The sequence below is a fragment of the Methanoculleus sp. UBA374 genome (genome assembly GCA_002508705.1).
GTDB lineage: Archaea > Halobacteriota > Methanomicrobia > Methanomicrobiales > Methanoculleaceae > Methanoculleus > Methanoculleus palmolei.
In genome coordinates this window covers 181,472-203,240 of record DAYL01000019.1, presented here as the reverse complement: position 1 = coordinate 203,240, position 21,769 = coordinate 181,472, and the positions used below count along the sequence as shown (strand labels likewise).

Annotated in this window: 26 protein-coding genes and 1 pseudogene; 12 read left to right on the top strand and 15 right to left on the bottom strand. The window is 59.1% G+C overall.

What is annotated here, in order from left to right:
• The first annotated feature begins 77 nt into the window (after positions 1 to 77).
• The 3 genes from BRA42_RS06750 to BRA42_RS06740 all read left to right on the top strand — a co-directional run bounded on the left by BRA42_RS06750 (position 78) and on the right by BRA42_RS06740 (position 3,169).
• Positions 78 to 587: a hypothetical protein gene (locus BRA42_RS06750; protein ID WP_292407788.1), complete on the top strand. Its 510-nt coding sequence runs from the start codon at positions 78 to 80 to the stop codon at positions 585 to 587.
• A gap of 12 nt (positions 588 to 599) precedes the next feature.
• Complete coding sequence (locus BRA42_RS06745) at positions 600 to 1,769, top strand: M20 family metallopeptidase (protein WP_292407785.1); 1,170 nt, start codon at positions 600 to 602, stop codon at positions 1,767 to 1,769.
• Between the two features lie 173 nt (positions 1,770 to 1,942).
• Positions 1,943 to 3,169 (top strand): NYN domain-containing protein, encoded by a 1,227-nt coding sequence (locus BRA42_RS06740; protein WP_292408022.1) that lies wholly within the window; start codon positions 1,943 to 1,945, stop codon positions 3,167 to 3,169.
• Positions 3,170 to 3,647: 478 nt separating this feature from the next.
• Here the strand turns inward: BRA42_RS06740 and BRA42_RS06735 are convergent, their stop codons facing one another.
• Genes BRA42_RS06735 through BRA42_RS06715 form a run of 5 tightly spaced genes read right to left on the bottom strand, consistent with a single transcriptional unit; the run spans position 3,648 to position 10,788 of the window.
• Positions 3,648 to 5,975: a hypothetical protein gene (locus BRA42_RS06735; protein ID WP_342771269.1), complete on the bottom strand. Its 2,328-nt coding sequence runs from the start codon at positions 5,973 to 5,975 to the stop codon at positions 3,648 to 3,650.
• Positions 5,890 to 7,377, bottom strand: a complete 1,488-nt coding sequence (locus BRA42_RS06730) for a hypothetical protein (RefSeq protein ID WP_342771268.1) — start codon at positions 7,375 to 7,377, stop codon at positions 5,890 to 5,892. Before BRA42_RS06730 ends, BRA42_RS06735 begins: the two co-directional genes overlap by 86 nt.
• A gap of 33 nt (positions 7,378 to 7,410) precedes the next feature.
• Positions 7,411 to 8,862, bottom strand: coding sequence for a hypothetical protein (locus BRA42_RS06725; protein WP_342770399.1), 1,452 nt, complete (start codon positions 8,860 to 8,862; stop codon positions 7,411 to 7,413).
• On the bottom strand, positions 8,784 to 9,338 hold the full coding sequence (locus BRA42_RS06720) for a hypothetical protein (RefSeq protein WP_342771267.1): 555 nt from the start codon (positions 9,336 to 9,338) through the stop codon (positions 8,784 to 8,786). Before BRA42_RS06720 ends, BRA42_RS06725 begins: the two co-directional genes overlap by 79 nt.
• A gap of 25 nt (positions 9,339 to 9,363) precedes the next feature.
• Positions 9,364 to 10,788, bottom strand: a complete 1,425-nt coding sequence (locus tag BRA42_RS06715) for a hypothetical protein (protein WP_342772108.1) — start codon at positions 10,786 to 10,788, stop codon at positions 9,364 to 9,366.
• A gap of 918 nt (positions 10,789 to 11,706) precedes the next feature.
• Here BRA42_RS06715 and BRA42_RS06710 point away from each other — a divergent pair.
• The 4 genes from BRA42_RS06710 (at position 11,707) to BRA42_RS06695 (ending at position 13,515) form a co-directional block, all read left to right on the top strand.
• Positions 11,707 to 11,988: a nucleotidyltransferase family protein gene (locus BRA42_RS06710; protein ID WP_292408050.1), complete on the top strand. Its 282-nt coding sequence runs from the start codon at positions 11,707 to 11,709 to the stop codon at positions 11,986 to 11,988.
• 694 nt (positions 11,989 to 12,682) lie between these two features.
• On the top strand, positions 12,683 to 12,838 hold the full coding sequence (locus BRA42_RS06705; RefSeq protein ID WP_342771265.1) for a hypothetical protein: 156 nt from the start codon (positions 12,683 to 12,685) through the stop codon (positions 12,836 to 12,838).
• Positions 12,835 to 12,942 carry a UPF0175 family protein gene (locus BRA42_RS14525; RefSeq protein WP_342771264.1) on the top strand — a complete coding sequence of 36 codons (108 nt, stop codon included), beginning with the start codon at positions 12,835 to 12,837 and terminating at the stop codon, positions 12,940 to 12,942. The genes BRA42_RS06705 and BRA42_RS14525 overlap by 4 nt, the downstream gene beginning before the upstream one ends.
• A gap of 363 nt (positions 12,943 to 13,305) precedes the next feature.
• The gene (locus tag BRA42_RS06695; RefSeq protein WP_292408053.1) at positions 13,306 to 13,515 is read left to right on the top strand and encodes a DUF3368 domain-containing protein; all 210 of its coding nucleotides are present in this window, start codon (positions 13,306 to 13,308) and stop codon (positions 13,513 to 13,515) included.
• Between the two features lie 200 nt (positions 13,516 to 13,715).
• Here BRA42_RS06695 and BRA42_RS06690 read toward each other — a convergent pair whose 3' ends face one another.
• The 4 genes from BRA42_RS06690 to mntA all read right to left on the bottom strand — a co-directional run bounded on the left by BRA42_RS06690 (position 13,716) and on the right by mntA (position 15,163).
• The gene (locus tag BRA42_RS06690) at positions 13,716 to 13,838 is read right to left on the bottom strand and encodes a hypothetical protein (RefSeq protein ID WP_292408056.1); all 123 of its coding nucleotides are present in this window, start codon (positions 13,836 to 13,838) and stop codon (positions 13,716 to 13,718) included.
• Between the two features lie 38 nt (positions 13,839 to 13,876).
• The gene (locus tag BRA42_RS06685) at positions 13,877 to 14,191 is read right to left on the bottom strand and encodes a hypothetical protein (RefSeq protein WP_292408059.1); all 315 of its coding nucleotides are present in this window, start codon (positions 14,189 to 14,191) and stop codon (positions 13,877 to 13,879) included.
• Positions 14,192 to 14,472: 281 nt separating this feature from the next.
• Positions 14,473 to 14,874, bottom strand: coding sequence for a DUF86 domain-containing protein (locus BRA42_RS06680; RefSeq protein ID WP_342771263.1), 402 nt, complete (start codon positions 14,872 to 14,874; stop codon positions 14,473 to 14,475).
• Complete coding sequence (gene mntA / locus BRA42_RS06675; RefSeq protein ID WP_292408066.1) at positions 14,834 to 15,163, bottom strand: type VII toxin-antitoxin system MntA family adenylyltransferase antitoxin; 330 nt, start codon at positions 15,161 to 15,163, stop codon at positions 14,834 to 14,836. Before mntA ends, BRA42_RS06680 begins: the two co-directional genes overlap by 41 nt.
• A 501-nt stretch (positions 15,164 to 15,664) precedes the next feature.
• On the opposite strand from mntA, the gene BRA42_RS06670 reads away from it, so the two are divergent.
• Positions 15,665 to 15,877 (top strand): NAD-dependent epimerase/dehydratase family protein, encoded by a 213-nt coding sequence (locus BRA42_RS06670; protein WP_342686236.1) that lies wholly within the window; start codon positions 15,665 to 15,667, stop codon positions 15,875 to 15,877.
• 172 nt (positions 15,878 to 16,049) lie between these two features.
• On the opposite strand, the gene BRA42_RS06665 is transcribed toward BRA42_RS06670, so the two are convergent.
• The 3 genes from BRA42_RS06665 to BRA42_RS06655 all read right to left on the bottom strand — a co-directional run bounded on the left by BRA42_RS06665 (position 16,050) and on the right by BRA42_RS06655 (position 17,369).
• Entirely contained in the window at positions 16,050 to 16,385 is a 336-nt protein-coding gene (locus BRA42_RS06665) for a type II toxin-antitoxin system PemK/MazF family toxin (RefSeq protein WP_292408068.1), read from the bottom strand.
• A complete protein-coding gene (locus BRA42_RS06660; RefSeq protein WP_292408071.1) occupies positions 16,370 to 16,567 on the bottom strand; it encodes a hypothetical protein in 198 nt (65 codons plus the stop codon). The genes BRA42_RS06665 and BRA42_RS06660 overlap by 16 nt, the downstream gene beginning before the upstream one ends.
• 85 nt (positions 16,568 to 16,652) lie before the next feature.
• On the bottom strand, positions 16,653 to 17,369 hold the full coding sequence (locus tag BRA42_RS06655) for a hypothetical protein (protein WP_342771262.1): 717 nt from the start codon (positions 17,367 to 17,369) through the stop codon (positions 16,653 to 16,655).
• 271 nt (positions 17,370 to 17,640) lie between these two features.
• Between BRA42_RS06655 and BRA42_RS06650 the strand changes: the two genes are divergently transcribed.
• From BRA42_RS06650 to BRA42_RS06635, 4 genes and pseudogenes are all read left to right on the top strand, one after another.
• Positions 17,641 to 17,955, top strand: coding sequence for a DUF4258 domain-containing protein (locus BRA42_RS06650; RefSeq protein WP_292410830.1), 315 nt, complete (start codon positions 17,641 to 17,643; stop codon positions 17,953 to 17,955).
• Positions 17,952 to 18,197: a type II toxin-antitoxin system MqsA family antitoxin gene (locus BRA42_RS06645; RefSeq protein ID WP_292410831.1), complete on the top strand. Its 246-nt coding sequence runs from the start codon at positions 17,952 to 17,954 to the stop codon at positions 18,195 to 18,197. The genes BRA42_RS06650 and BRA42_RS06645 overlap by 4 nt, the downstream gene beginning before the upstream one ends.
• 212 nt (positions 18,198 to 18,409) lie before the next feature.
• Positions 18,410 to 18,553 (top strand): hypothetical protein, encoded by a 144-nt coding sequence (locus BRA42_RS06640; protein WP_292410832.1) that lies wholly within the window; start codon positions 18,410 to 18,412, stop codon positions 18,551 to 18,553.
• Positions 18,544 to 19,692 (top strand): annotated as a pseudogene (locus tag BRA42_RS06635) (nucleotide sugar dehydrogenase); the annotation flags it as partial. The gene BRA42_RS06640 and the pseudogene BRA42_RS06635, both read left to right, overlap by 10 nt.
• A 318-nt stretch (positions 19,693 to 20,010) precedes the next feature.
• On the opposite strand, the gene BRA42_RS06630 reads toward BRA42_RS06635, so the two are convergent.
• From BRA42_RS06630 to BRA42_RS06620, 3 genes are all read right to left on the bottom strand, one after another.
• On the bottom strand, positions 20,011 to 20,358 hold the full coding sequence (locus tag BRA42_RS06630) for a DUF86 domain-containing protein (protein WP_292410833.1): 348 nt from the start codon (positions 20,356 to 20,358) through the stop codon (positions 20,011 to 20,013).
• Positions 20,342 to 20,644, bottom strand: coding sequence for a nucleotidyltransferase family protein (locus tag BRA42_RS06625; protein WP_292410834.1), 303 nt, complete (start codon positions 20,642 to 20,644; stop codon positions 20,342 to 20,344). Before BRA42_RS06625 ends, BRA42_RS06630 begins: the two co-directional genes overlap by 17 nt.
• Before the next feature lie 94 nt (positions 20,645 to 20,738).
• Positions 20,739 to 21,515, bottom strand: a complete 777-nt coding sequence (locus tag BRA42_RS06620) for a hypothetical protein (protein ID WP_292410835.1) — start codon at positions 21,513 to 21,515, stop codon at positions 20,739 to 20,741.
• Between the last annotated feature and the right edge of the window lie 254 nt (positions 21,516 to 21,769).

The following is a 21,769-nucleotide window of genomic DNA, read 5'->3' as shown; positions in this document are numbered from 1 at the left end:
CAAGCTCCGGACCTATCGGTCCGTCGCACCCTGCAGGGAAGGAATAGTATTTGTACCTCCCTCCCCAATAGGAGAGTATGCTGGAAGGAAACGAATATGCCCGTGCCATGCAGAAATTGTACGGCAAATCGCTGATCCTGGAGAGCACCGCCGAGTTTCACCCGGTTCTGTACTTCTACTTCATTGATGCTCTCGCCCACATCGATTTCACCCTCAGTATCCTCGCCTACAACTACATGTCGCCCCGGAACGTCATGAGCATGGAGTACCTGCGGTGGCGGGTGGATGAGGAGAAGGTCGGCGAGCGGGCATACTTCCCCGATTTCGTCAACTGGCTGAAAGCCGAGCACCACGAGAAGTTCGAGGAACTCCCGATGCTCTGGTCCGGCATCTATGACCGCGACGACCCCGCCCAGTACCGGAGTTTCCGCATCGTGCTCAACCCCGACGACAAAAAGGCGATCCCGGTCGAGTACCTCGAGACGTTCATCGACGAGTTCTTCGACCCGAAATTCATCAAACAACTCTATAAGACCTCGTCGCTCGCCCGCCTCTTCGATGAGTTTGCCCAGAGTCACTCCGCCTGAAGGAGACCGGTAATGGATGTCGCCCGCCTTGCCTCGGCGCTTGTCAGGATCAGGAGCGAGAACCCGCCGGGAAACACGGCAGACCTCGCTATGTTCATAGCGGAGTTCCTCGACGCGCTCGGGGTGAAGACCCGCATCGTCCCGCATCCGGGCGGGCGGGACAACCTCATCACGACCGAACCCGACCCCCGGCTCCTCCTCTGCGGTCACATCGACGTGGTCCCCGCCATCCCCGACGGCTGGACGCATGACCCCTACAGCGGCGAGGTTGCCGACGGCTACGTCTGGGGGCGGGGCGCCACCGACATGAAAGGGGGGTGCGCCGCTCTCCTCATCGCCTACCGGGACCTGATCGAAAGCGGTGCGGAGCCGAAGGCCCAGTTTGCATTCGTCTGCGACGAGGAGACCGGCGGGGAGTACGGCATCCGGTCGCTGCTCGCAGAGAACCTGCTTCTGCCCCGGGACTGCCTGATTGCGGAACCGACACCGGAGATGGGTCTGGCGGTCGGCCAGAAGGGTCTCTACCGGATCGCCCTCACCTTCCGCGGCAAGCCGGGCCACAGTTCGCTCTACCCCCTGGTCGGCAAGAGCGCCGTCATGGCGGCGTTCGATCTCGTAGAGTACCTGCGGAAGGTCCACGCGCGCCCGTTCCCGGTCGGCGAAGACCTCCGGCCGCTCATCGCGCAGTCGGCCAGGGTCTTCCGCGATGCCTTCGGCATCGCGGGAGGGGACGCCATCCTGACGAGGGTGATGTTCAATCCGGGACGCATCGAAGGGGGGGAGAAGGCGAACATTGTGGCGGAGAAGTGCCGGATGGAACTTGACGTCCGGGTGCCGTGGGGGTGCTCCCTCGACGATCTCCGGCGGGGCATCGCCGAGCACGCCCCGGACGCCGCGATACGCGAGATGGATGCCGCCGAACCGACCCTGACGCCCACGGACGCCCGGATCGTCCGGACGGTCTGCCGTGAGATGGAGCGGGTCTACGGTACGCCGGCAGTCCCGTTCCTCCAATGGGCCGCAAGCGACGCGAGGTACCTCCGCGACAGAGGGTTTACCGTCGTGGAGTACGGGCCGGGAGAGGTCCCGACGCTGCACGCGGTGGACGAGCGTGTCCGCGTAGGGCAGCTTGAGAAGGCAGTGGACGTTTACCGGGGGGTTATCCGTGCGTACTCGGGGTAAAGAGGAAATTTCGCGACTGAAATTTAGGTCGAGCCGCGGTGCGGCCTGACCGGCTTGAAACACTACAGGAGCACGAGACATTCAAAGCATATCAACTTTTTTCGAATACCGTGCACCGAGCAAAAACCGAAATCCTTATCAGGCAAGGCAGAAACCACACCTTCTGTGTGACAATGGAAGGACCGAACGTAGGGATATACCTTGATTTTGCAAATCTATCGATTTCAGCTTCAAATACATGTCCGCATCTGGAAAGGCCCTTTGACGTTGAGCCTCTGATGGATTATGCGGCAAGCAAAGGAATTATTACCGTTAAAAGAGCATATGCCGACTGGACTCAGCCCTATGCAACAAATTATGTCAGAATGCTTGTAGACCACGGCTTTGAGATGAGGCACGTTCCGGTCATGAATTCACAGGGGAAAAATGCCGCGGACCTTCAAATGACCATCGAAATCTTGAACGATATCCAGTATCTACCGCTGGACATTTTTATACTTGGATCAGGGGATACCGATTTCGTTCCTCTGACCCGGAACGTGATGGCAAAGGGCAAGCAGGTACATGTGGTCGGATTTGAGGTGTCGGTCGGATCGATTCTAAAAAAGAATTGTACGATCTTCAAATCGATGGACGATTTATTAGGTCTCGCCGAAGACAAAGATATCGGAAGTGACGCTTCAAAGATGGGAGTTAATGCAGGCCCGTCGCTTTCGACTGCCAGAAGTTTGCTAATCCGTTTCAACAGAACATGGACTCCGGGTGAACGGATTCACCTCTCTGAGTTGAAAAACCAGTTGCTGCGGATGGAGCCGTCTTTCTCTGAAAAAAACCTGGGTTATCCATCGTTTAAGCCGTTCATGGAATCGTTTGTGGGGGATGTCGTTGAAAGAATTGAGACGGACCCGCGGACAGGCCATCCGTTCATCATCTTCAAAGACAACTCCCTGATCAGCAGCGAAACGGCCGCTACCGAAGAGGGAGCATTAATGGGAGACGTATCGCAGTTTCTCGAACATTCCGTGAGTTATCCCCAAGACCGCAATACTCGCCTGGCTTTCGCTCAACAGTTCATCAAATGCTTTAAGGACCTGAGTAACCCCTCAATCCTGGAAATTACGGAGTATATCTGTCAGCATGCAGGGTTCGACTATTCAAAAGGGGCCGTAAAAAGATTCGTTCTTGCTCTCGGAGAAGGGCGAGCGATGCATTTTGCCAGGGTGACCACAGAGCACCCCCTTTTCACGTTCCCCCAGGAGATTAACGAGGGACTGGATAGCCCTGCTGAAGTCGAGTTCATTTATCGCTCAAGGGTCATCGAACTGGTCCGGAATAAGTTCCCGAAGATAGAAAATGAACAATTGTTACGTCTGATGAATCTCGTGCCGCATTATGACTGATATCTCTATGGAGTCGCGCGGGTTACGATCCGGAGATCTCCGAAAAAACGAAAAGGGATTGCATCCGGGCCGATCTTAACCGACAGGGATGGATATTTCCTGGCAGGAATCGTGCTCTGGTAACTTGACGCGATTGGTTCATCGTCATTCAAAGCGTTGCAGAGTGACAACGAGAGGAAGCAGCGATGTCGGGACTTTCATTACGCTACCGATAGAGAGAACGCCCACAAGTATATTCCGATGTGAATCTCAATCAATCTGATTGAATCGTCACTACCACATCGTCTCCCCGAGTAATAGTCCTCCCTTTGTCAGGCCAGGCTAATTGGTCCTCACGACCCGTGAGGTGATCCCGACGACCGCGGCCGAGGTGACGAAGATCTCCGAGAACGCCTTCCGTGACCTCCAGATACCAGCTCGCCCTCTCCTTTGAGGCGACGGGAATTGACGTCGTAGACGTCCGGGCCGGGGTGCCTATTTACTCTTTTTTTTCTTCATTCAGAGCGACGATCAGCTGCAATATCCCTTCACGCAGGGATACGGATGCGTTTTCCATCCGCGCGTCGGGCGAAGCGTCCCTCAGGCCATACCTATTCCATTGCAACCCTCCACCCTGTGCCCATTCCTTCTCCCACCATGACCAGGTTCCGTTTTGTGCGGCCGGCGGTAAGACGGCAACAGTATTTTCGAGGACCTGCTCCTCTTCTCCGGTGGTTTCTGTCGGCATTATTTTGGTAAGCAGCGGACCGATATGGAAGGACGCCTCCACCTTTTTCAGTGCCGGTTCAAAAAACCGTGCCGGAATTTTGAAGTCCTTGACCGGGAGCAGCCCGGTAAAAGCATGAATCGGTGAGCGTGGGTCCACCAGCAGCGTGACATACGCCGGAGCCGACGCACCTACCGCCAGCTCGAGATAATTTCCCTGCGGCTTGCCCGGAGGCCCGATCCGGCAGACGTAACCGGTATGGAACGGCGGGGCCGCCACACTGTGGAAGCATGTATAGTCGTTTCCGGCAAAATAACCGATAGTTCCGTCATTTCGGGCAATTTGATCCCCTAAACGCAGGGAAAAACCGTATTTTAAGAACGGCGGCTCGATGGGCGCAAAAGTCGCCTGCCATCCTGCGTCGGTGAGGGGCGGCCCCTCCAGTTGAAAGCGGAATCCAGCGCGAACCAACGCAAGCGGCCTGCCGATGAGGAGGGAGAGATGCAGGTCGCTTCGCTCCCCAAGGGGCTCTAACGTCCACATTGCCCCGTCTACCGTCTCTAAAAACGCGGAAAAGTCCGCTTCCCCCCGTCCGGCCAGCCCGGCAATAAAGGCGCCGAGGTGGGGAAAAACCTGGTGAATCTGCAGCAGCGTCCGTATTTCACCGTGTACCGGAGGCGACCATACCACGCGCTTATCTCCCCGGGCCGGCTTTTGCAGACGCAATTCTCCCATCGCGGAACCGTCCGGCGCATACAGGAGCAGTCCATGGTCCAGATGATTCACCAGTATCCATCCGCAGATGGGGTTGACCCGGGGGCTCTCTCCTAACATCATGCTGTCGTCTCGCTGGTCGCTCAAAAGGACCTCCAGGCGCATATGCTGAAGCAGGCGCGGCGGCAGCTGTGCGGGTGCCGTAACCGCCGGCTGAAGGCTGCGCGGCGGCAGCATGGCCGCGTCGCGCAGGAGCGGAAAATTTTCGTGTTTATACAGTCCCGATCCGGTTTCAGAGCGCGCCAGCTCCAGCACCCGTCCGAATTTATCATACAAGATTAAATCGGTAAAAAATATCTGGCCCTGGCAGATCCCGTAAAAATCGGAGAGCACGTCGTTCAATAAAAAAGGAACCGTGTCCGCCGCCGCTTCCGTCATGCCGGTGCCGGGCGTACGAAAGGTGCAGGCGTCCCGCTGGGCAAGCATCGCACGAAAGCCCGTCAGCTCCTGTGATACAAAACACCAGCCGTCCACTCTGCGCATCCAGTCGTCGAGCTGCGCATACCCTTTGCTATCCCCGCCGCTGCTTACGAATTCCCGCAGCCGCTCTTTGAAGGTCTGTCTGATGTGCGTGCTCAGCGGGGAAACTCCCCCGAATTGAACAATGTTGCCGTCGCCGGCGGCATTGTCGTCCAGGATATAATCGATCCCGTCGAAAAGCCAGTTCTTCTTTCCTCCCGCCTCGTGCGGGACGTGGACATGCGATACTGGCGAGACCAGGGGGTGTTGGAATGGGTTCTTCTTTCCTCCCGCCTCGTGCGGGACGTGGACATACCGGACCCTCCATTCCATAAAGATGGGGCTCCAGGGCTGGGACCACTGCTCCAGCCCCTTTTGCGGCAGAACACCCGGGTAATCCCCGTCATTATGCCGGGCAATCCTTTCTTTCAGCACCTCCACGGGCAGCCCCAACAACGGTGCCGCGAATTGCGCGCTTTCCGGGTCTAAGAGCAGAAACTCCGCGAAAAGATCTGCTGCCGCCCCGGGCAGGGCCTCCCGGTTGGGTAACGGCGGCATCGTTTCAACGAGCCGGGCGGCCTCGACGCTCTTCCCATCTACACAAAGTCCCCTGATTAGCTGGCTGCCCAGGCGCACGCGCAAGTTCACGCCGGGGTCCGCTTCTTTCGCGGGCTGTACTCCAGCAATGGCCACGACCGGATCCGTTCCCTGCCAGTAGCGTGCTTTGGCTACCGCCTTTAGCTGTTTATCCGGGTCGATACTGCTTTTTTGCGCGAACGCTTCAATGCCCCGTAAAAAAGCCGCCTGTCCCCCTTCTTCCCCGTTTCCATCGGGGAGCGGCCGGGGGCAATTTCTGCGCAAGCGCATCCACCTTCTCCAGCTGCCGGCGCACCCGGGACAGCAGGGAGGCGGGATCGGCCCCATCCAGCAGTCCGTCGAAATCTTCGCTGCGATAGCCCGTCTGGTTCGGGAAAATATGCCGGATGTGCCCTTTCTTCCACCAGGCTGCGTGCAGGTCCCACTGCAGCTGAAGAAGCTCTGCCGCTTCCCGCTCGTAGGCGTTTTGATCCGTATTGAGCCGGAACAGGAAATCTTCCTCCGGTCCGGTAAGTTCAAGTTCTTTTCCGTCCGCACTGCCGCCTTCGGCACGGCGTGCGGCGAGCTCCCAGCGATACCCGCCGGGCCTGGAGGAGAACCACGCGTCCCGCACCTTTTTGTCCAGCATCGCTTCGCCGCTCGGCTCATCGAGGACGTGCAGCAGGTTGTACTGGAGTGCGTGCAGCAGTGCGGCGGTGCGGCCGGCATCCTGATACCCGGAGAGCTGGCTGGCCAGAAGGGTGCTGAAGGCGTCGACGGTATTGTTCCCGACGGCCACATTCAGTCTCTTGTTCTGCCTGATCTCCTCCAGGGGGTCTTCGTGCGGCGCCGCGCCCGTTCGCTCCCAGGCAAGCGAAAACACCGAGCCGGAGTAGATGCTTCTTTCAATCTGTTGGGGCACCGCACCCTCCGTCAACGACCAACCGAGCATCTTCAGCACTTCCGCCTGCGTAGTTTTGCCGGTAAAACTCCGGGGACCGGTGCGAACGACATCGTTGCCGGGATCGGAGTACCATCCCGCCACAAAATACCTGATTGTGTCGTTGTCGATCCCCGCCAGGTCGTCGTAAAAGGAGAATATATTGCGGTTATGCGCCACATAGATGCTGAATTCGGCGTTTGAAGGCGCCAGGGCGGTTAAAAACATCGCCTCAGGCGCCTGTTCGCGCCAGTTCTCCAGCGGGAAAGGAATACCCAGATTGACGGTAATGGGCTCGTGGGGGTCGGTCGAGGAGAGGTTGGCGTTTTTCCGCCGGGAATCGGCGCAATCCTTCCACATGGCCAGAATGCCGGGATCGATCAGATAAGCGCTTGTCCCGGCTGCCGTTTCCGGCGGTGTTTCCGGGCATGTGGGGCAGTCGCTCTCCAGCACCCATCCTTTTGTGGTGTTGCTGCCGCAGCGGATGATCAGCCACCGGTTGGGCACCAGCGGATAGCGGACAGCGTTCTCTTCCTCAAAGCCGGTGCGCAGGGCGCGCGGAAGCACCCAGTGGAGATATACGCCGGGCTTCTGCTCCCCGACATACTGGTTAAAGGCCAGCGGCTCCGCTGATTTATACTGGGAAAGCGCATTGTAGTTGAACGTCCACCAGCGGAAACTGTCCCGCCTGATCACCGCTTCGTTAGCCACGAGCGCGTCAAGGTCAACGGGAACAATAAGGGTCTCTTGCATGCAATCCCTCCTTTTTGAAGGCAAATCTGTTCTTCATTGTTGCGGGCAGTGAAAGATCATCGTCTCGGGCGGTTTGCCGAGCTGCATCGATAGTGCGCCGGGGGTCAGCACGCCCCCGGGCAGCGTCTCGTTACCCATGGCCGCCGCCATCCTGCCCAGCAGTCCGTCGGGTGAGCCGGGCGACAGGTTCAGCACCCGTCCGTCCCGCATGCAGCCGGGCCCGGATAACAGCGGGAAACCTCCTATCCGGGCGCCGATGCTCCTGTCGCCTTCGCGATGCCCGGGGACGGCCTGACGAAGGGTTACCGTGCCGTCCTCCCGCACGCCGAAACCAAACCCATCCTGCGGTTCGCCGAACTCGATGCGGTGCGGAATGGTCTCAAAGACGCAAAAGAGCACGTTCGGGGATAGGTGGTCGAGGCGCAGAATGCGCAGAGCATTCCCCGCCCCGTCGTACGGGCGCACGACCATATTGGGCCACCCCGCCGCCACTGCAGAGCGGAGCAGAAATCCGCACATAGGCCCGGGAAGAGCGGCGCCGGATGAGGCGGTACTATAAGCCCCTCCCCGCAGCGCACAGAGGGAGCGCAACGCTGCGTCCTGCGCCACCTTTTTGATCATGCCGGAAAATGCGGTCTGGCGGCTGGACTCAAGCCCGATGCTCATCGCCCCGTCCGTCAGAGCGTCCAGCCAACTCATGTCCAGATAAAAGAAGCGTAGCGACTCCACCGGCAACAGTCTCTCATCCGCCACCAGATAGTCGAAGGGAACCGGATAGAATAGAAGCAGTTTCCCCAGCCATCGGGCCACCGGCTCCAGTTCCCTCTGCACCGCCGCGTACATCTTCTCCTGCACTTCCGGATCGTCCATGCATCCTTTCACCTCCTGCACCGGGTCCGTCACGCAGACAGCCCTCTGCAGCGCCGTTCCGGCCCGGCCCGGCACCGGCGGCTTGCCGATCTCCTCAAAGAGCCGTCCGTCCAGCAGAGCGCCGAATTGCACGCTCATCGTATTTTCTTCGTGGAAATCTTCAACGTTCTTTTCGCTGAAATACGAACTGCGCAAACGGTTCTGCAGCGTATCCACGAACCGCTGGCCCGCCGCACGCAATAACAGTAGGTGCCGTCCGAAGTCCGGATCGGACAGGGCCGCGGTACGTCCGGCTTCCCACGCTGCCGCGAGCGAGAGGTCGAATACCCCGTTTGCCTGATCGTAAATCATGGCGGCGTCGGCCGTGAAGAACGGTGCTGCTTTTGGCAGGGACTTTTGTTTACACGGCGCCAGCGGGCCGCGATACCAGGCAAAACTCTCCTCCCCGGTTCGTGCATGATAGCACAACGGCACGTAACCGGCCTGCAGTCTCCGGTTCACATCCGCGGCTGCCTCGTTGCCGTCCTCCTCAACCTTCAGTTCAGGAAGGTGCAGGCTGAAATTTTCCGGCTTTGCTTTCCCATGCTCGTACGCGGCCGCAGCAACGTTAAGCATGAGGGATTTAAAAAATCTTGCATGACAGGCTCATAAAACGGCGAAACGGTGGTATGCTCATTTGGTCGGTCATTAATATCGGTAAAGTACGACTCCGCCAGGAGAATGATGAACAGCGTGTTTTGAGGGGCGTCTTTACGTGCTCTGTCAAGCGCCTCCTGCAGCAGTTCGCAGGTAAAATCTTCGTACCATGAAAACCATTCAAGCTGCCTTTTTTTCTTCAACCAGTGGAGAAACGCCCGACGGTCCGCGCCCGGCTCCGGGCGCTCCTGCAGCGGCGGGCCAAGATCTCGGGGAAGGATGCCGCCGATGATCGCGCCGAAATCGGCACCGTCGCCGACGTTTCTGACGGCCGCGATTGCCGCATTCAACTCTGGCCGTAAGGCGTTGAATCGCGCTTCTTCCTGCTGCCGTGCCTGCACGAACGCGTCGCTGTAGCTTGCCAGCGCAATGACTCTGATATGTATCGAACCCATAGACACGCCGCCTCACGGATGCGGCTCAGCCGTCGGGCTCCTTTTTCTGAGCGGCGCTTCCTACGGGTATCCAGAGAACCTTGATCTCCGAATTGTTTTCCGGGATATCGTTTTTTCCCGAGATGAGCACTTCTTGATTCCGTTTCACCGGAATTATCCCGGAATTCGAACTGCTAAAGGCGTTGTTGTCATTGCCGGGAATATTTGTTATCTCTATATAACAGAAGTTTATAACCTGTATTGTACACCTGGCCACAGATTGGCCCGGCTTTTCACTGTAAGCGATGTTAGCAACCAGGAATCCATCCGCATCGGCCCGATAGTGCGCATAGGGATTCGGCCCCTTGCATACCGTATACATATCATGATGAAACAGATCAAGCTGAATATTCGCCCCGCGCGTATTCAATGAACGCTGTATCGTGACGGAATCTGCAGTCAGCTTTCCTTGTACGTTCAGAGAATTTTCCACGGTCTCTCCGATGACAGTCAGATTGCCGTTCACGTACAGCGCACTGTTGACGTTCAGGCCACCGCAGATATTTGCGCCTCCGCTAAACTTTGCATATTCGTCAAAGTAGGCTTGTTGAACAAAAGCCGCCGGCCCGTTAAACGCGGCCGATTCGCCGACGGTAAGATACGACGGCTGAAGCACGGGATTTGCCACCGTCACCGTAAGGTGCCGGTAGATGTAAACGGACCGGTACCCCGCCTGCGGCTGGTCCCCATCCCAGTCGCCCGTCATGGAGGCAACAAGCACAAAGGCGGTATCGTTCTGCACGCCTTCCTGCAGCACACAGGAGGTTTGCGTTCCCTGGTACACAAGGTTCCCGTCTTTCTGGTAGAGTTTGAAATAGGTGCCGTTGCTCTCCCAGGCAAAGCGGATTTTTTCTCCTGTTTGAAATTCACTGCGGGGAACGGTATACTGATCGGCAGCGGTCGTGATGAAATTGTCGGCGTAAAATTCCGGCTCGCCTTTGACGCAGTTGAATTGATAAAGCCTGTCCTGCATCTCCTGCTGGTTGTCCGGCGACGATGTCTCCTGGATCTGTATTGTGGAACTGCCGCATTGCCCGCTGATATCGCCGAAGATGGAAAACGTCTGATTGCCGCTGATCTTATACAGTTTCTCATCCCTGCAGACCATCGTGAAAGCCGCATAGGGTGTTGCGCTTCTGACTCCCAGCCTACCGCCCGCATCCTCTTCCTTTGTCAGCAGGGACCAATCGGCGTTATTGGCGGCAATGGAAGGCATGGACGCAAAGAGGGCGTCCGGCGTGTTCCCGTAAGGGACCGCGATGATGATCTGTTTACAATAGGCGCCTTGCGGATTCAGCAGGGAGATATTCAGCCTGCCCGTGGCGGGCATCCACGGCACGCTTGCCTGCATGGGCGAAGGCGATGTAGACGCGGCGTACTGCAGCAATACCTGCAATTCTTGAGTATTCATAGTCTTTTTTTCTCCGGTTACTCCGAGATCGTTGAACATGTCTTCAACAAAAATCGGTAACGTCTCAGTTTTTCCGTAGCCTGTCTGTGCCCCGTCTCCTTACGTGATCGTTCCCTCTCCGTCGTTAAATACATTCTGCCGGTAGCCCGCTCTCCCCTGATCCCGGCACAAAGCCGGCGGATGGTGATGGTCTGTCTGACCCTTCCAACGCTCCCACCCTGGAGGGCCAGCCGGAGGAGCCAGGCAAGCTCCAAGCATCGCAGTGATGGAGGTGCTCGGGGAAGAACGTGGGCTCAAAGACGCCCGAGTTCCGAAAGAGGGTCTGGTCATGGCGGAGGAGGAGGGAGTGTGCCATGGGTCAGTCTGGAGAGAAGGGATGGGTGAACTACCCGCCCTGAAGGGCGGGGCTTCCTGCTTCATGGACAATACATCAAGAGAATTCAGAACTCAAGCGCACGTTTTTCCACCATGAGGCGGAACGTCACAGGTCTAACTTCACGAACTCGTTCCTTGCCATAATTTCTTCGACATCATCCGTGAGCCGCTGTTTTTTTACTTTTCCACCAGCTTCGCGAGCGTATCGTCAAGCGTCTCGTCCGGGCGCCTGAGAGCCAAAATCTCATTATACATCTCTTTTGAGACGGGAATGTTCTCCGTAGCCAACATTGAAACCTGATCTGTGCTGAGCGGGGATATACTTTCTTTCGCTCGGCAAGTGAAAGGGCGAGAGGCCGAGCCGGAACAGACGAGGTACGGGCATTTTCTCACCGAAATTCATGTGATGTAGAAGCAGACGCACTGCCCGGACCCCGCCCGGAAGTGGGTGAATGCCATCCATTTTGACGATATGGTCACCCAGGGAGCAAATTTATATCTCCGGCTCCCGATAGAGCTTCTTAATCAGTCATGCCCGTCACCATGGATCTGATCAGGAAGAAGCGGTCCAGGATTCTCGTAATAGCCGAGCGGCACGGTATCACGAACCTGCAGGTCTTCGGGTCGGTCGCCCGCGGCGAAACGGGGCCGGAGAGCGACCTCGACCTCCTGGTGGAGCTGGAGCCAGGCAGAAGTCTCCTCGATCATATTGCACTCATCCAAGATCTGGAGAAAGTCCTCGGGTGCCGGGTGGATGTGGTGACAGAGACGGCGCTCAAGGAGCGATACAGAAAGAGAGTCCTCAGTGAGGCAGTGCTGTTATGAGGGACGGGAACGAGCGGCTCCTCGACATCCTGGAAGCAATCGAGGAGATTGAGCGACACGCGGCCCGGGGGAGGGACATTTTTTTGCAAGATGGCAGGAGCGGGGGCACCGTCAGGAACGACGTTCCCCCTAGGAACGACTGTCCGCAGGACAGGAGTTTGAGAAGACATCAGGCTTCGAGGCGCGAACACAGTGAGCGTGAGCACCGTTAGGTGCGAGGAACGGAGTTGGAGCACCAGGGGTGCGAGTTACGACTCCTTCCCCAGCGCGGACGGGATCTCCCACCAGGCGGCCATCCCGCCCGTGCCCCGGTCGGTGAAGGACCCCCTCGCCTCGAACGAGACGAACGTGACCGGGACGCTCGCTCGACGTCCTCGTCGCGGCGAAGGACTGCGGGGTGCCCGCCATCGTGGCCGCCTCTTCCTCGATCTACGGAGACATCCTCAACTCCTGGGTCATCCCTGCCCCCCTCGACGCTGAAGATGTAGTGGGGGTTCCAAGTCCGCCAGACGGTGATCTCCCGAACCGTCCGCCCCCCGGGGCACGAGATCAACGAACTCGGCCTTACGAGAACATTAAGGCTCTCGTGGCAGGAGATCTTCCCAACCGGAAGGTAGTCCTGCGGCGCCTCAGAATTCACCGCCACGTTTATCGGTTCTCCCTCCTATCTCTTATTCATCAGGTGAAACCGGTTATGTCCGATGTTACCATCAGAGTTCCCCAGGATATCGTCCAGGCGCTCCGGCTCCCTCCCGACGTCGTTGCCGTCGAGTTGCAACGGGAGCTTGCCGTGGCGCTCTACCAGCGGGCATCCTCTCTTCCGGGAAGGCGGCGGCTCTTGCAGGGATGAACCGGTGGGAGTGGGAGGAACTACTCGGAGCACGGAAGATCCCCCGGCACTATGCCGAAGAAGACCTCGACCAGGACATTGGCTATGCCGATCGCGGTCAGTAATTCTTCGCCGCTGATTCACCTCTCGATGGTCGGGCATATCGGCCTTCTTCGCCGCTTTTCATCAAGTTGCATTTTCAATGCAATTGCTTCAGATCTTTGATCTGGGGCAGTGTGCATCCCTCCCGCGGTCTGGCGGGAGGTCGTAGAACTGGGCGGCAGCCGTCCGGGGGCCATCGAGATCCGGGAAGCCCGTGAGTCGGGGTGGCTACGTGTGGTCGAGCCCTCCGATAAGGCTCTGGTGCGCCTGCTTGAGCAGGAACTCCACGCCACGGGAACTGTGAACAGTTCCCTGTCAGGCAAATTTCCAATTCGCCGTGGGGCGAAGCAGAGAGTATTGCCCTTGCTCTTGAGATCCGGCCCGATGTGCTTCTCCTTGATGAGACCGAGGCCCGCCGCGTAGCGGGGCTCTACAGTCTTCCAGTCACCGGCATTATCGGACTATTGATTCAGGCGAAACGTGAAAGGCAGGTTTCTTCACTTGCGGAGGAGATGGACCGGCTACGCCAACAGGGGAACTTCTGGATCCAGGATGCCCTCTATTGGCGCGTTCTTGAAACGGAGAAGGACGAGTAAGCCGAAATTTTCGATTAGGAATGGGGCCAGTCAGTTCCGTCGCATGTAGGTGGAACGATATAGGGGGCGAAAGCCCCCTCAGTTCAGTGCGGGTACGGCGTCCGCCTAGGTCTCGACCGCATCGTGGATAGTGTCGTCCTGGTAGGACGAGATCCGGACGATCTTCCGGGTGAAGGTGACGTAGTAGTCGCGACTGGCCCTCAGGGCAGGAACAGGAGCACCGGCAGGTGCGACACACCCGCCGGGTCGTGGCACTTGAGCTGGGCGTAGTAGGTTTCGCGGGCGTTGTTCCGCTCGGCATCCGCGCCCATCGCGATTCGCACCTGCGGTGCTCCCGCTCCGTTCCTGCAGAACTTCGTGCCTACCGGAGCATCGCGGCCGCGAGGGCCTCCGCGGCGTTCATCTCGAAGGCAGCGATGGTCGGGAACTGCAGGGAGACGGTCCCGACCCTCTTGCCCTCGCCGTCGACGAAGTTCACCTTCGCGGTGTAGTGCTCGCAGTTCCGGACGACGGCGGGAACAGGCTGCCCGTCGGCGCCGGTATACCCGACGCACCCGAAGGGATTGTCGTCGATGACGGACAGAATAAAGTTGTCAAACGATACTGCGTCGGCGATCGGGATCGCAAGATCCCAGACCGCCGTCTTGTTCACGGTCTTCTGCACAAGGTCTGCCACGATGGTTTCTCCTTTCACGGCACAATGCTCCGGGTTGTGCCTGATAGGAAGATGCGAAGCATCTTCCGTGGCCTGCATGCTTCCCGGGATATGACAGACAACTATAGGGTGGACGGGGGGAGATATTAGTCTGATTTTATCGGGAATGGCAGAGCGGGCCCCGACGAGGATTTTGGGACATTGTGCAGAACACAAGCAGCAGGCCCCGCATTCAGGAGGGTGTTTTCCAGAGGGTCGAGAAGGTACCTTGGGGTATAAACTTCTGACCAGCACCGATCTTGCTATACGCGATCGTCCGGGAACCCCTTACGGTTGGTTACTTTTGCTTCTCCGCCGGCTTTGCCACGCCCGGCCTCATCAAGAATTAACCGGATCCCCTGCTTGAAAACCGGGAGATCATCGTGTACGGTCAGGAATACGGCTTCGTAATCCACACCGAAGTAATGATGGACGATCCGCATCCTCGCCGCCTCCCTCCAGGGAATCTCAGGGTGACCTTCACGTAACTCCGGCGAGACCATCTTTGCCGCCTCGCCGATAATGGTCAGCATACGCTCGATCCCGGCACGTTGCAGTCGCCGGCCCCTGAGGTCTTCCACCGACGAGATGCCTTCGGAGAACTCCTCAATGCTTATGATAGCATCAAGGATATGATGGAGATATGCGAGGTCTTCCGGCGTCATAGATCACCACGGCATCACGGTATATTGCATCGGCGAGGTAGGGGCTCACGGCGTTCTCGGTGACGAGGTCCACCTTCATGCGGAGAGCCCGGGCGAGTTCGTCCTCGATGCGAACAAGCGAAAAGAGGCTTTTTTTACGGGCGAACCGGACCAGGATATCGATATCGCTTGCCGGGCCAGCATTTCCCCGTGCATACGAGCCGAAGATCGCGATCCATTCGGCATCGTTCCGGGTGAGTATCGCGACGATGATCTCCCGTGCTGTCCTGGTTAATGTACGTCCTGCCATTTCGCCCGACCGTATCTGTATGCTGGGTAATATGACGCTCACCCCGTATCAGTCTTTTGAAGGATGAGGCGGCTCGCCGGGGAGCGTGGGCGATCAGCTCCGCCTCTCCTGAAGACGGGGGCAGCCGCGGCAGGGCAAGCGGTTTCCGTCGGAATTTCTAATTATAACCTTTACGGTCAGGCGTTTTGGGCCCCTCGTCAGATTGCCCTCCGGGAGGGTTACCAGGACGGCCGGGGAAAAGACCACCCGGGAGCTCGGTCTTACGAGACGAACCGGGACGTGAAGTGGATTTGTAAGACACGACGGGCCAAAGGGTGCGATGTTCCGAAGGAACGGAGCTTGAGCACCGCCAGGTGCGAGGCCGGAGCGGGAGCACCGGCAGGAACGACACTCCAGCGGAATGCGACGGGCCAAAGGGCCGGAGCATGAGCACCGTCAGGTGCGAACGGAGTTCGAGCACCGGGGCACGGACGGCATCCTCCACCATGAGGCCATCCCTCCGTGCCCCGGTCGGTGAAGGACCCGCTCGCCTCGAACGAGGCGAACGTGACCGGCACGCTCGACGTCCTCGTGGCGGCGAAAAGCTGCGGAGTGCCCGCCGTGGTTGCGGCTTTTTCTTCCTCGGTCTACGGGGACACCCCGGCTCCGGGGTCATGGCCGGCCCCGCTCGACGCTGAAGATGTAGTGGGGAGTTCTGGGCCCGGTGGACGTTGATCCCCTCTGCAGAAGATGTACCAGTAGCGGCTGGAGAAGATGGGATATTAAAGGAGGGCCGTGCACGGGCTGAAAATGAAGGGGCGAAGGCTGCAAACTGGGGTGGCACAGGGGAGCAGCTAGATACTAATGAGAAGAGCTTCAGATCCGGGTAGAAAACCGGAGCAGGAGGTTACGCCGCCTGCAGGATCTCGATGATCCGATCGATGACCGATGTAACGGCTCGGTTGTTGAGACGGCCGGCCCGGTAGAGGATCAGGTTGGTACTGGCAGAGAAGAGCCGGTTAGGCCGGACATTGCTCGGTTTGTGGAGCGTTCCCTCCACAAAGTCCACATCGGCGATGCCAATAGAGTAACGATCCCGGATCTGGCGGCTCGTGATCTGGCAGAGGATGACGTCATCCCCGCCGGGTGTCGCAATGACTAGAGCCGGGCGCCGTTTCACTGTTGAGAGATCTGAGAAGGGAAATGGTACAACGACAACGTCGCCCTTTACAAATCGCTCCACGCCTCTTCCTCCTCGGGCTGGAGCCAGTCTTTCCGGAGCGCGGGTTCGCTCGCGAGGGCGGTGTCGGGGGCGGCCTTCCGGCGTTGGGATTTGAGGAACCGAATGAAATCAAGCACTTCACCGTATGTCCGGGGTGAGAGGTCGTTCAACTCGTTGATGATCTCCTCTTTTACTTGGGTCATGGAAGCCTCACCTCTGGGGTATATGATCCTCTGGTGCTTCAATCTACATATCTCTGTCTGAAGAGGAGTCGTTTGCCGGGGCGATCTATGCCCCAGCACTGAGAAAAGTTGCGTGGGAGACCTCCGTCCCCCTCTCACGCCTGTGCGGGAACCGCGTCCGTCGAAGGCGCTCGCACCGCGGTCCGGACAGCGTCGTCCTAGTAGGACGAGATCTGGACGGTGGTGTGGGTGAAGGTGACGTAGAAGTCGCGACTGGCGGGAGTGGAGTGCGAAGGGCCGGAGCATGAGCACCGCAAGGTGCGATTACGAGCGGCAGGAGCAGGAAAAGACCGAAGGGCTTCGACTCGCGAGGGCTCGTTTGAACCAGAGCGTGAGAAGCCGAAGGCTTCGAATCACCCGACGGGTCGTGGCACTTGAGCTGAGCGTAGTAGGTCTCGCGGGCGTTGTTGCGCTCGGCCTCCCCGCCCATCGCAGTAGCGAGGGCCGCGTTCTCCATCGCCTCCGCGGCGTTCGCGTTGAAGGCGGCGATCGAGGGGGACTGCAGGGAGACGGTCCCGACCCTTTTCGCGGTATCCTCGTCGATGAAGTCCACCTTCGCGGTGTAGTGCTCGCGGTTCCGGACGACGGCGGCGACAGGCTGACCGCCGGGGCCGGTATACCCGACACACCCGAAGGGGTTGTCGTCGATGACGGTCTCGATGAGGTTGTTAAACGACGTTACGTCGGCGATCGGGACGGTGAGGTCCCGGATCGCCGTCTTGTTCACGGTCTTCTGCACGAAGTCTGCCCATGGGTTTTTCACTCCTCACGGCACAACGCTCCGGGTTGTGCTTGATAGGGAGACGCGAAGCGTCTTCCGTGGCCTGCATGCTCCCGGGAATATGACAGACAACTATAGGGTGGACGGGAGAGGATATCAGTCTGACTTTACCGGGGATGGCATAGGGGAGATTATACGAAAAAAGCGCCGGAAATAGATCTTCACCACGGAGACATTCCCCGTAACCGGCTACCGGTTAGAAATGCTTTTAGGTGCGGGAGATAGAAGTGATTCTCAAAGGAAGGAGCGAGACGTGAATCGCAGCAAAGATGAGATCATCGAGTTAGTAGACCGGGATTCAGTCATCATCTCGCACCATGCCCGGGTCAGGATGTTTGAGCGCAACATTTCCACCGATGATCTCCTTGCGGCGATCAGGGTCGGTGAGATCGTCGAAGCGTATTCCGACGATGAGCCCTGCCCCTCGTTGCTCATGCTCGGCTTTATACGTGACCACGCGTATCATGTAGTACTCGGGATCTGCGATGATCATCTCCGGGTCATCACCGCCTACGTGCCGGATGACGAACACTGGATCGATATGCGAACGAGGAGGAAGAAAGAATGATTCCAGAGAGATGCACATTCTGTAAAGGGACCCTGCAGGAAGGAAAGACCGAATTCATTGCACGGGTCGGGGATGAGATCATCGTCATCCGGGATGTCCCGGCCTACATCTGCGACCGTTGCGGCGAAGCATACTACAGCGCGGAGGTCTCCCGGAAGATCGATGCCGTGATGAAGGATGTCCACAGCGGCAGGCTCTGCTGTCGGCCTCTCGCGGCAGGCGAGGTTGAACTCACGGGGTGAGGCCGGCAGGTCCGCCGGAACAGGTACAGTAACTTCTGGACCGGCGGCAATACTCTGCGGCCGGACAAGCGCTTTTTTCTACCAAGATTCCTGCATATAGTCCTTACGGTCAGCCTTTTTCTCTTCCCCGTCCTACTGTCCTCCAGGAAGGTTACCAAGATGACCGGGGAGAAGACCACCCGGGAACTCGGTCTTGCGAGACGAACCGGGACGTGGAGTGGATCTGCCGGGCGCTGCAGAGAATGGGGGCGCAGGATGAAGAATTTGAGGCCTGGATCCGGGCGCTGGAGCGGCTCTCGGGCGGAGAAAGCAGGGGAGGAGAGGAGGCCCTCCTGCACCGCGGAGCGACGCGGTGACGCTCGCGATCCAGACGCCGTTTCTCGACAAGAAGGACCTCCTGCCCGACCGCACCCCCCTGATCGAGGGGCTGCGGAACGTCGGGCGGCACCTGACGCCGGGGACGCTGGTGGTCCTCGAGTCGACGATCACCCCCGGGACGACCGCCGGGATGGCCCGCGAGATCCTCGAAGGCGAGTCCGGACTCGTCGCTGGGGAGGATTTTGCACTGGCGCATGCCCCCGAGCGGGTGATGGTCGGGCGGCTGCTCAGGAACATCCGGGAGCACGACCGGGTCGTCGGCGGGATCGATGGGGTCTCGACGGCACGTGCCGTGGAACTCTACGCGCCGGTCCTCACGACCGGGAGGGTCATCCCGATGACCGCGACCGCGGCCGAGGTGACGAAGACCGCCGAGAACACCTTCCGCGACCTCCAGATCGCGGCCGTGAACCAGCTCGCCCTCTACTGCGAGGCGATGGAGATCAACGTCTACGACGTCCGGGCCGGGGTGGCGTCGCTCAAGGGCGAGGGGATCACCCGGGCGATCCTCTGGCCGGGGGCCGGGGTCGGCGGCCACTGCCTGACGAAGGACACCTACCACCTGGAGCGGGGGGTGCAGGTGCTCGGGGGAGAACTCGACTTTCCGGCCGGCCGTGAGTCCCTCTACACTCTCGCCCGCGGGATCAACGACTTCATGCCCGAACATATGTTGCATTTGACGAAGTCGGCGCTGGCACAGGCCGGGAAGACGCTCGCGGGTTCGAAGATTGCGCTGCTCGGCTGGGCGTTCATCAACGACTCCGACGACGCCCGGAACACGCCGGCGGAGCCGTTCCGTGATGCGGCGCTCGCCGCGGGCGCGCTCGTCCGGGTGCACGACCCCTGGGTCGACCCGGCGACATCGCCGGACGTACCGCCGGGGCTCTCGCGGGACCTTGCGGGGGTGCTTGCCGGCGCGGACGCGGTGGTGGTCTTTGCCGGGCACAAGGAGTACCGGGGGCTGGTGCCCGCTGGGGTCCGGCGGTTGTGCGGGTGTGAGCGGCCGGCGATCGTCGATGGGCGGAATGTCGTGGACCCTGATGTGTGGATCGGTGCGGGGTTTGTGTATCAGGGGATCGGCAGGGGCGACAAGAACCGTCACGCGTTGCGGGAATAATATCTTTTTTCCCTGCCTGTAACGTGCAGAGGGGCGGGAGATCGGCCCAACGTCCCCTCTAGAGACGATACTATGGAAGGTGGGAAACAGAGATCGGTTTGCGGCAGGTGAATGCTGGGCGCGGTTCTTTCACCGACACACGGCCCCGGCATCTCCGATGGCATAGAGGCCGGGCTCCCCGGAGAGAATGGTAGAGGATGGCCGCTCAGAAAGAGTCATCATCGCCACAGCCCCCCGCTCATCGAGGGTCGGTTGCTCCCCTCGATCTCCCTGCTGTCCGTCTCGATATCGGTCATGGGTATCCTCACAGGCGAGAAGTTATCGAATAGGTTCCTTATCAAGCATCTGCCTGACCGCAACCTGCAGGTCCGGGAGCTTGTTCCGGACGACGTCCCACACGATCTCGTCATGGATACCGAAGTATGCGTGAATCAGGATGTCCCGCATCCCCATGATCTTTCTCCAGGGGACGCCGTTATACTCACCTTTGAGCGGCTCGGGGATGAGCTTCGCGGCCTCGCCGATGACCATGAGGTTCCGGATCACCCCATCTTGCACGAGGTTGTTCTCCGTGAACGCTTCATAGTTCATCCCTCGTGTATACTGCTCAATCCTCTCGATAGCCTCGAGAATATCACGGAGATAGAGGTTATACTCCCGGGGCATACCGGATACTCCGGAGGATATACGGCGCGAGAGCCGGCTTGACGGTATCGCGATCGACAAGGTCGACTCTCCTCCTGAAGAGATCTTCGAGGAAGAACTTGAGGTCCATATACGCATCAAAGGAACGCCCGCCCTCCTCAAACTCGATGAGGATATCGATATCGCTCTCCTCATGCTCTTCCCCCCGGGCGAAGGAACCGAAGATCCCGATCCGCCGGATGCCGAGGTTCCGGATCTGCTCCCGGTGTTCCGCCAGCGCTCCGAGGATGCTCTCAGCCGTAAGCATGCTGCACCATACTCCTGTTACCCGTCGGTCGGGATAACGCTTTTCCCCCGCGGGTTGCCGAGCGGCGACCCTCTGTTTGATATCGTCGAGATATCTACCGGCCAGCGGCGGAGCGTAGCCGCAGACCTGCGCAAAAATACTCCGGTAGACGGTGAGCGGGGTGTGGTCGTGCCAGCAGTTGACATAGACCGGGACGACCCTTTGGATCTCCTCCCTGACTTCCCAGAAGAGCCGGCGGGCGGCGGTGGCCCTCCCGGCCCCCAGCAGACCACGGAGGACGGCGGAGAGGGCGCTCCCGCCCCGTAGGACAGGCCGGAGGAGGAAGGCGAGTCCCGGACGGTCTTCCTGGTGAAGGTGACGTAGGAGTCGCGACTGACGAGAGCGCAGCGAGCGGCAGGAGCAGGAGAAGGCCGAAGGGCTTCGACTCACGAGGGCTCGTTTGAACCAGAGCGTGAGAAGCCGAAGGCTTCGAATCACCCGACGGGTCGTGGCACTTGAGTTGAGCGTAGTAGGTCTCGCGGGCGTTGTTGCGCTCGGCCACTCCGCCCATCGCGGCCGCGAGGGTCGCGTTGGCGAGAGCCTCCGCGGCGTTCGCATTGAAGGCGGCGATCGAGGGGGACTGCAGGGAGACGCTCCCGACCCTTTTCGCGGTCTCCTCGTTGATGAAGTCCACCTTCGCGGTGTAGTGCTCGCGGTTCCGGACGACGGCGGCGACAGGCTGACCGCCGGGGCCGGTATACCCGACACACCCGAAGGGGTTGTCGTCGATGACGGTCTCGATGAGGTTGTTAAACGACGTTACGTCGGCGATCGGGACGGCGAGGTCCCGGATTGCCGTCTTGTTCACGGTCTTCTGCACGAAGTCTGCCATGGGTATCTCCTTACTTCCCGGAGATATGGGCAGACAACCCTACAGTACGCTCCTAGGTGATATCAGCCGGATCCTATCACCAGAGCTGCCGAGAGACCGAAGGCCATCCTATTGCTGTTTTTCCAAAGAGACCTCCTCCAGGAAGACGGGGCCATACCGGACACTCAGGAGAGTTACTCATTCTTTCCCGGGCCGGGACCTGCCGAACTGGGGTTCCGGGTGAATATCGTGACGAGAATGTTCGTATCGAGCAG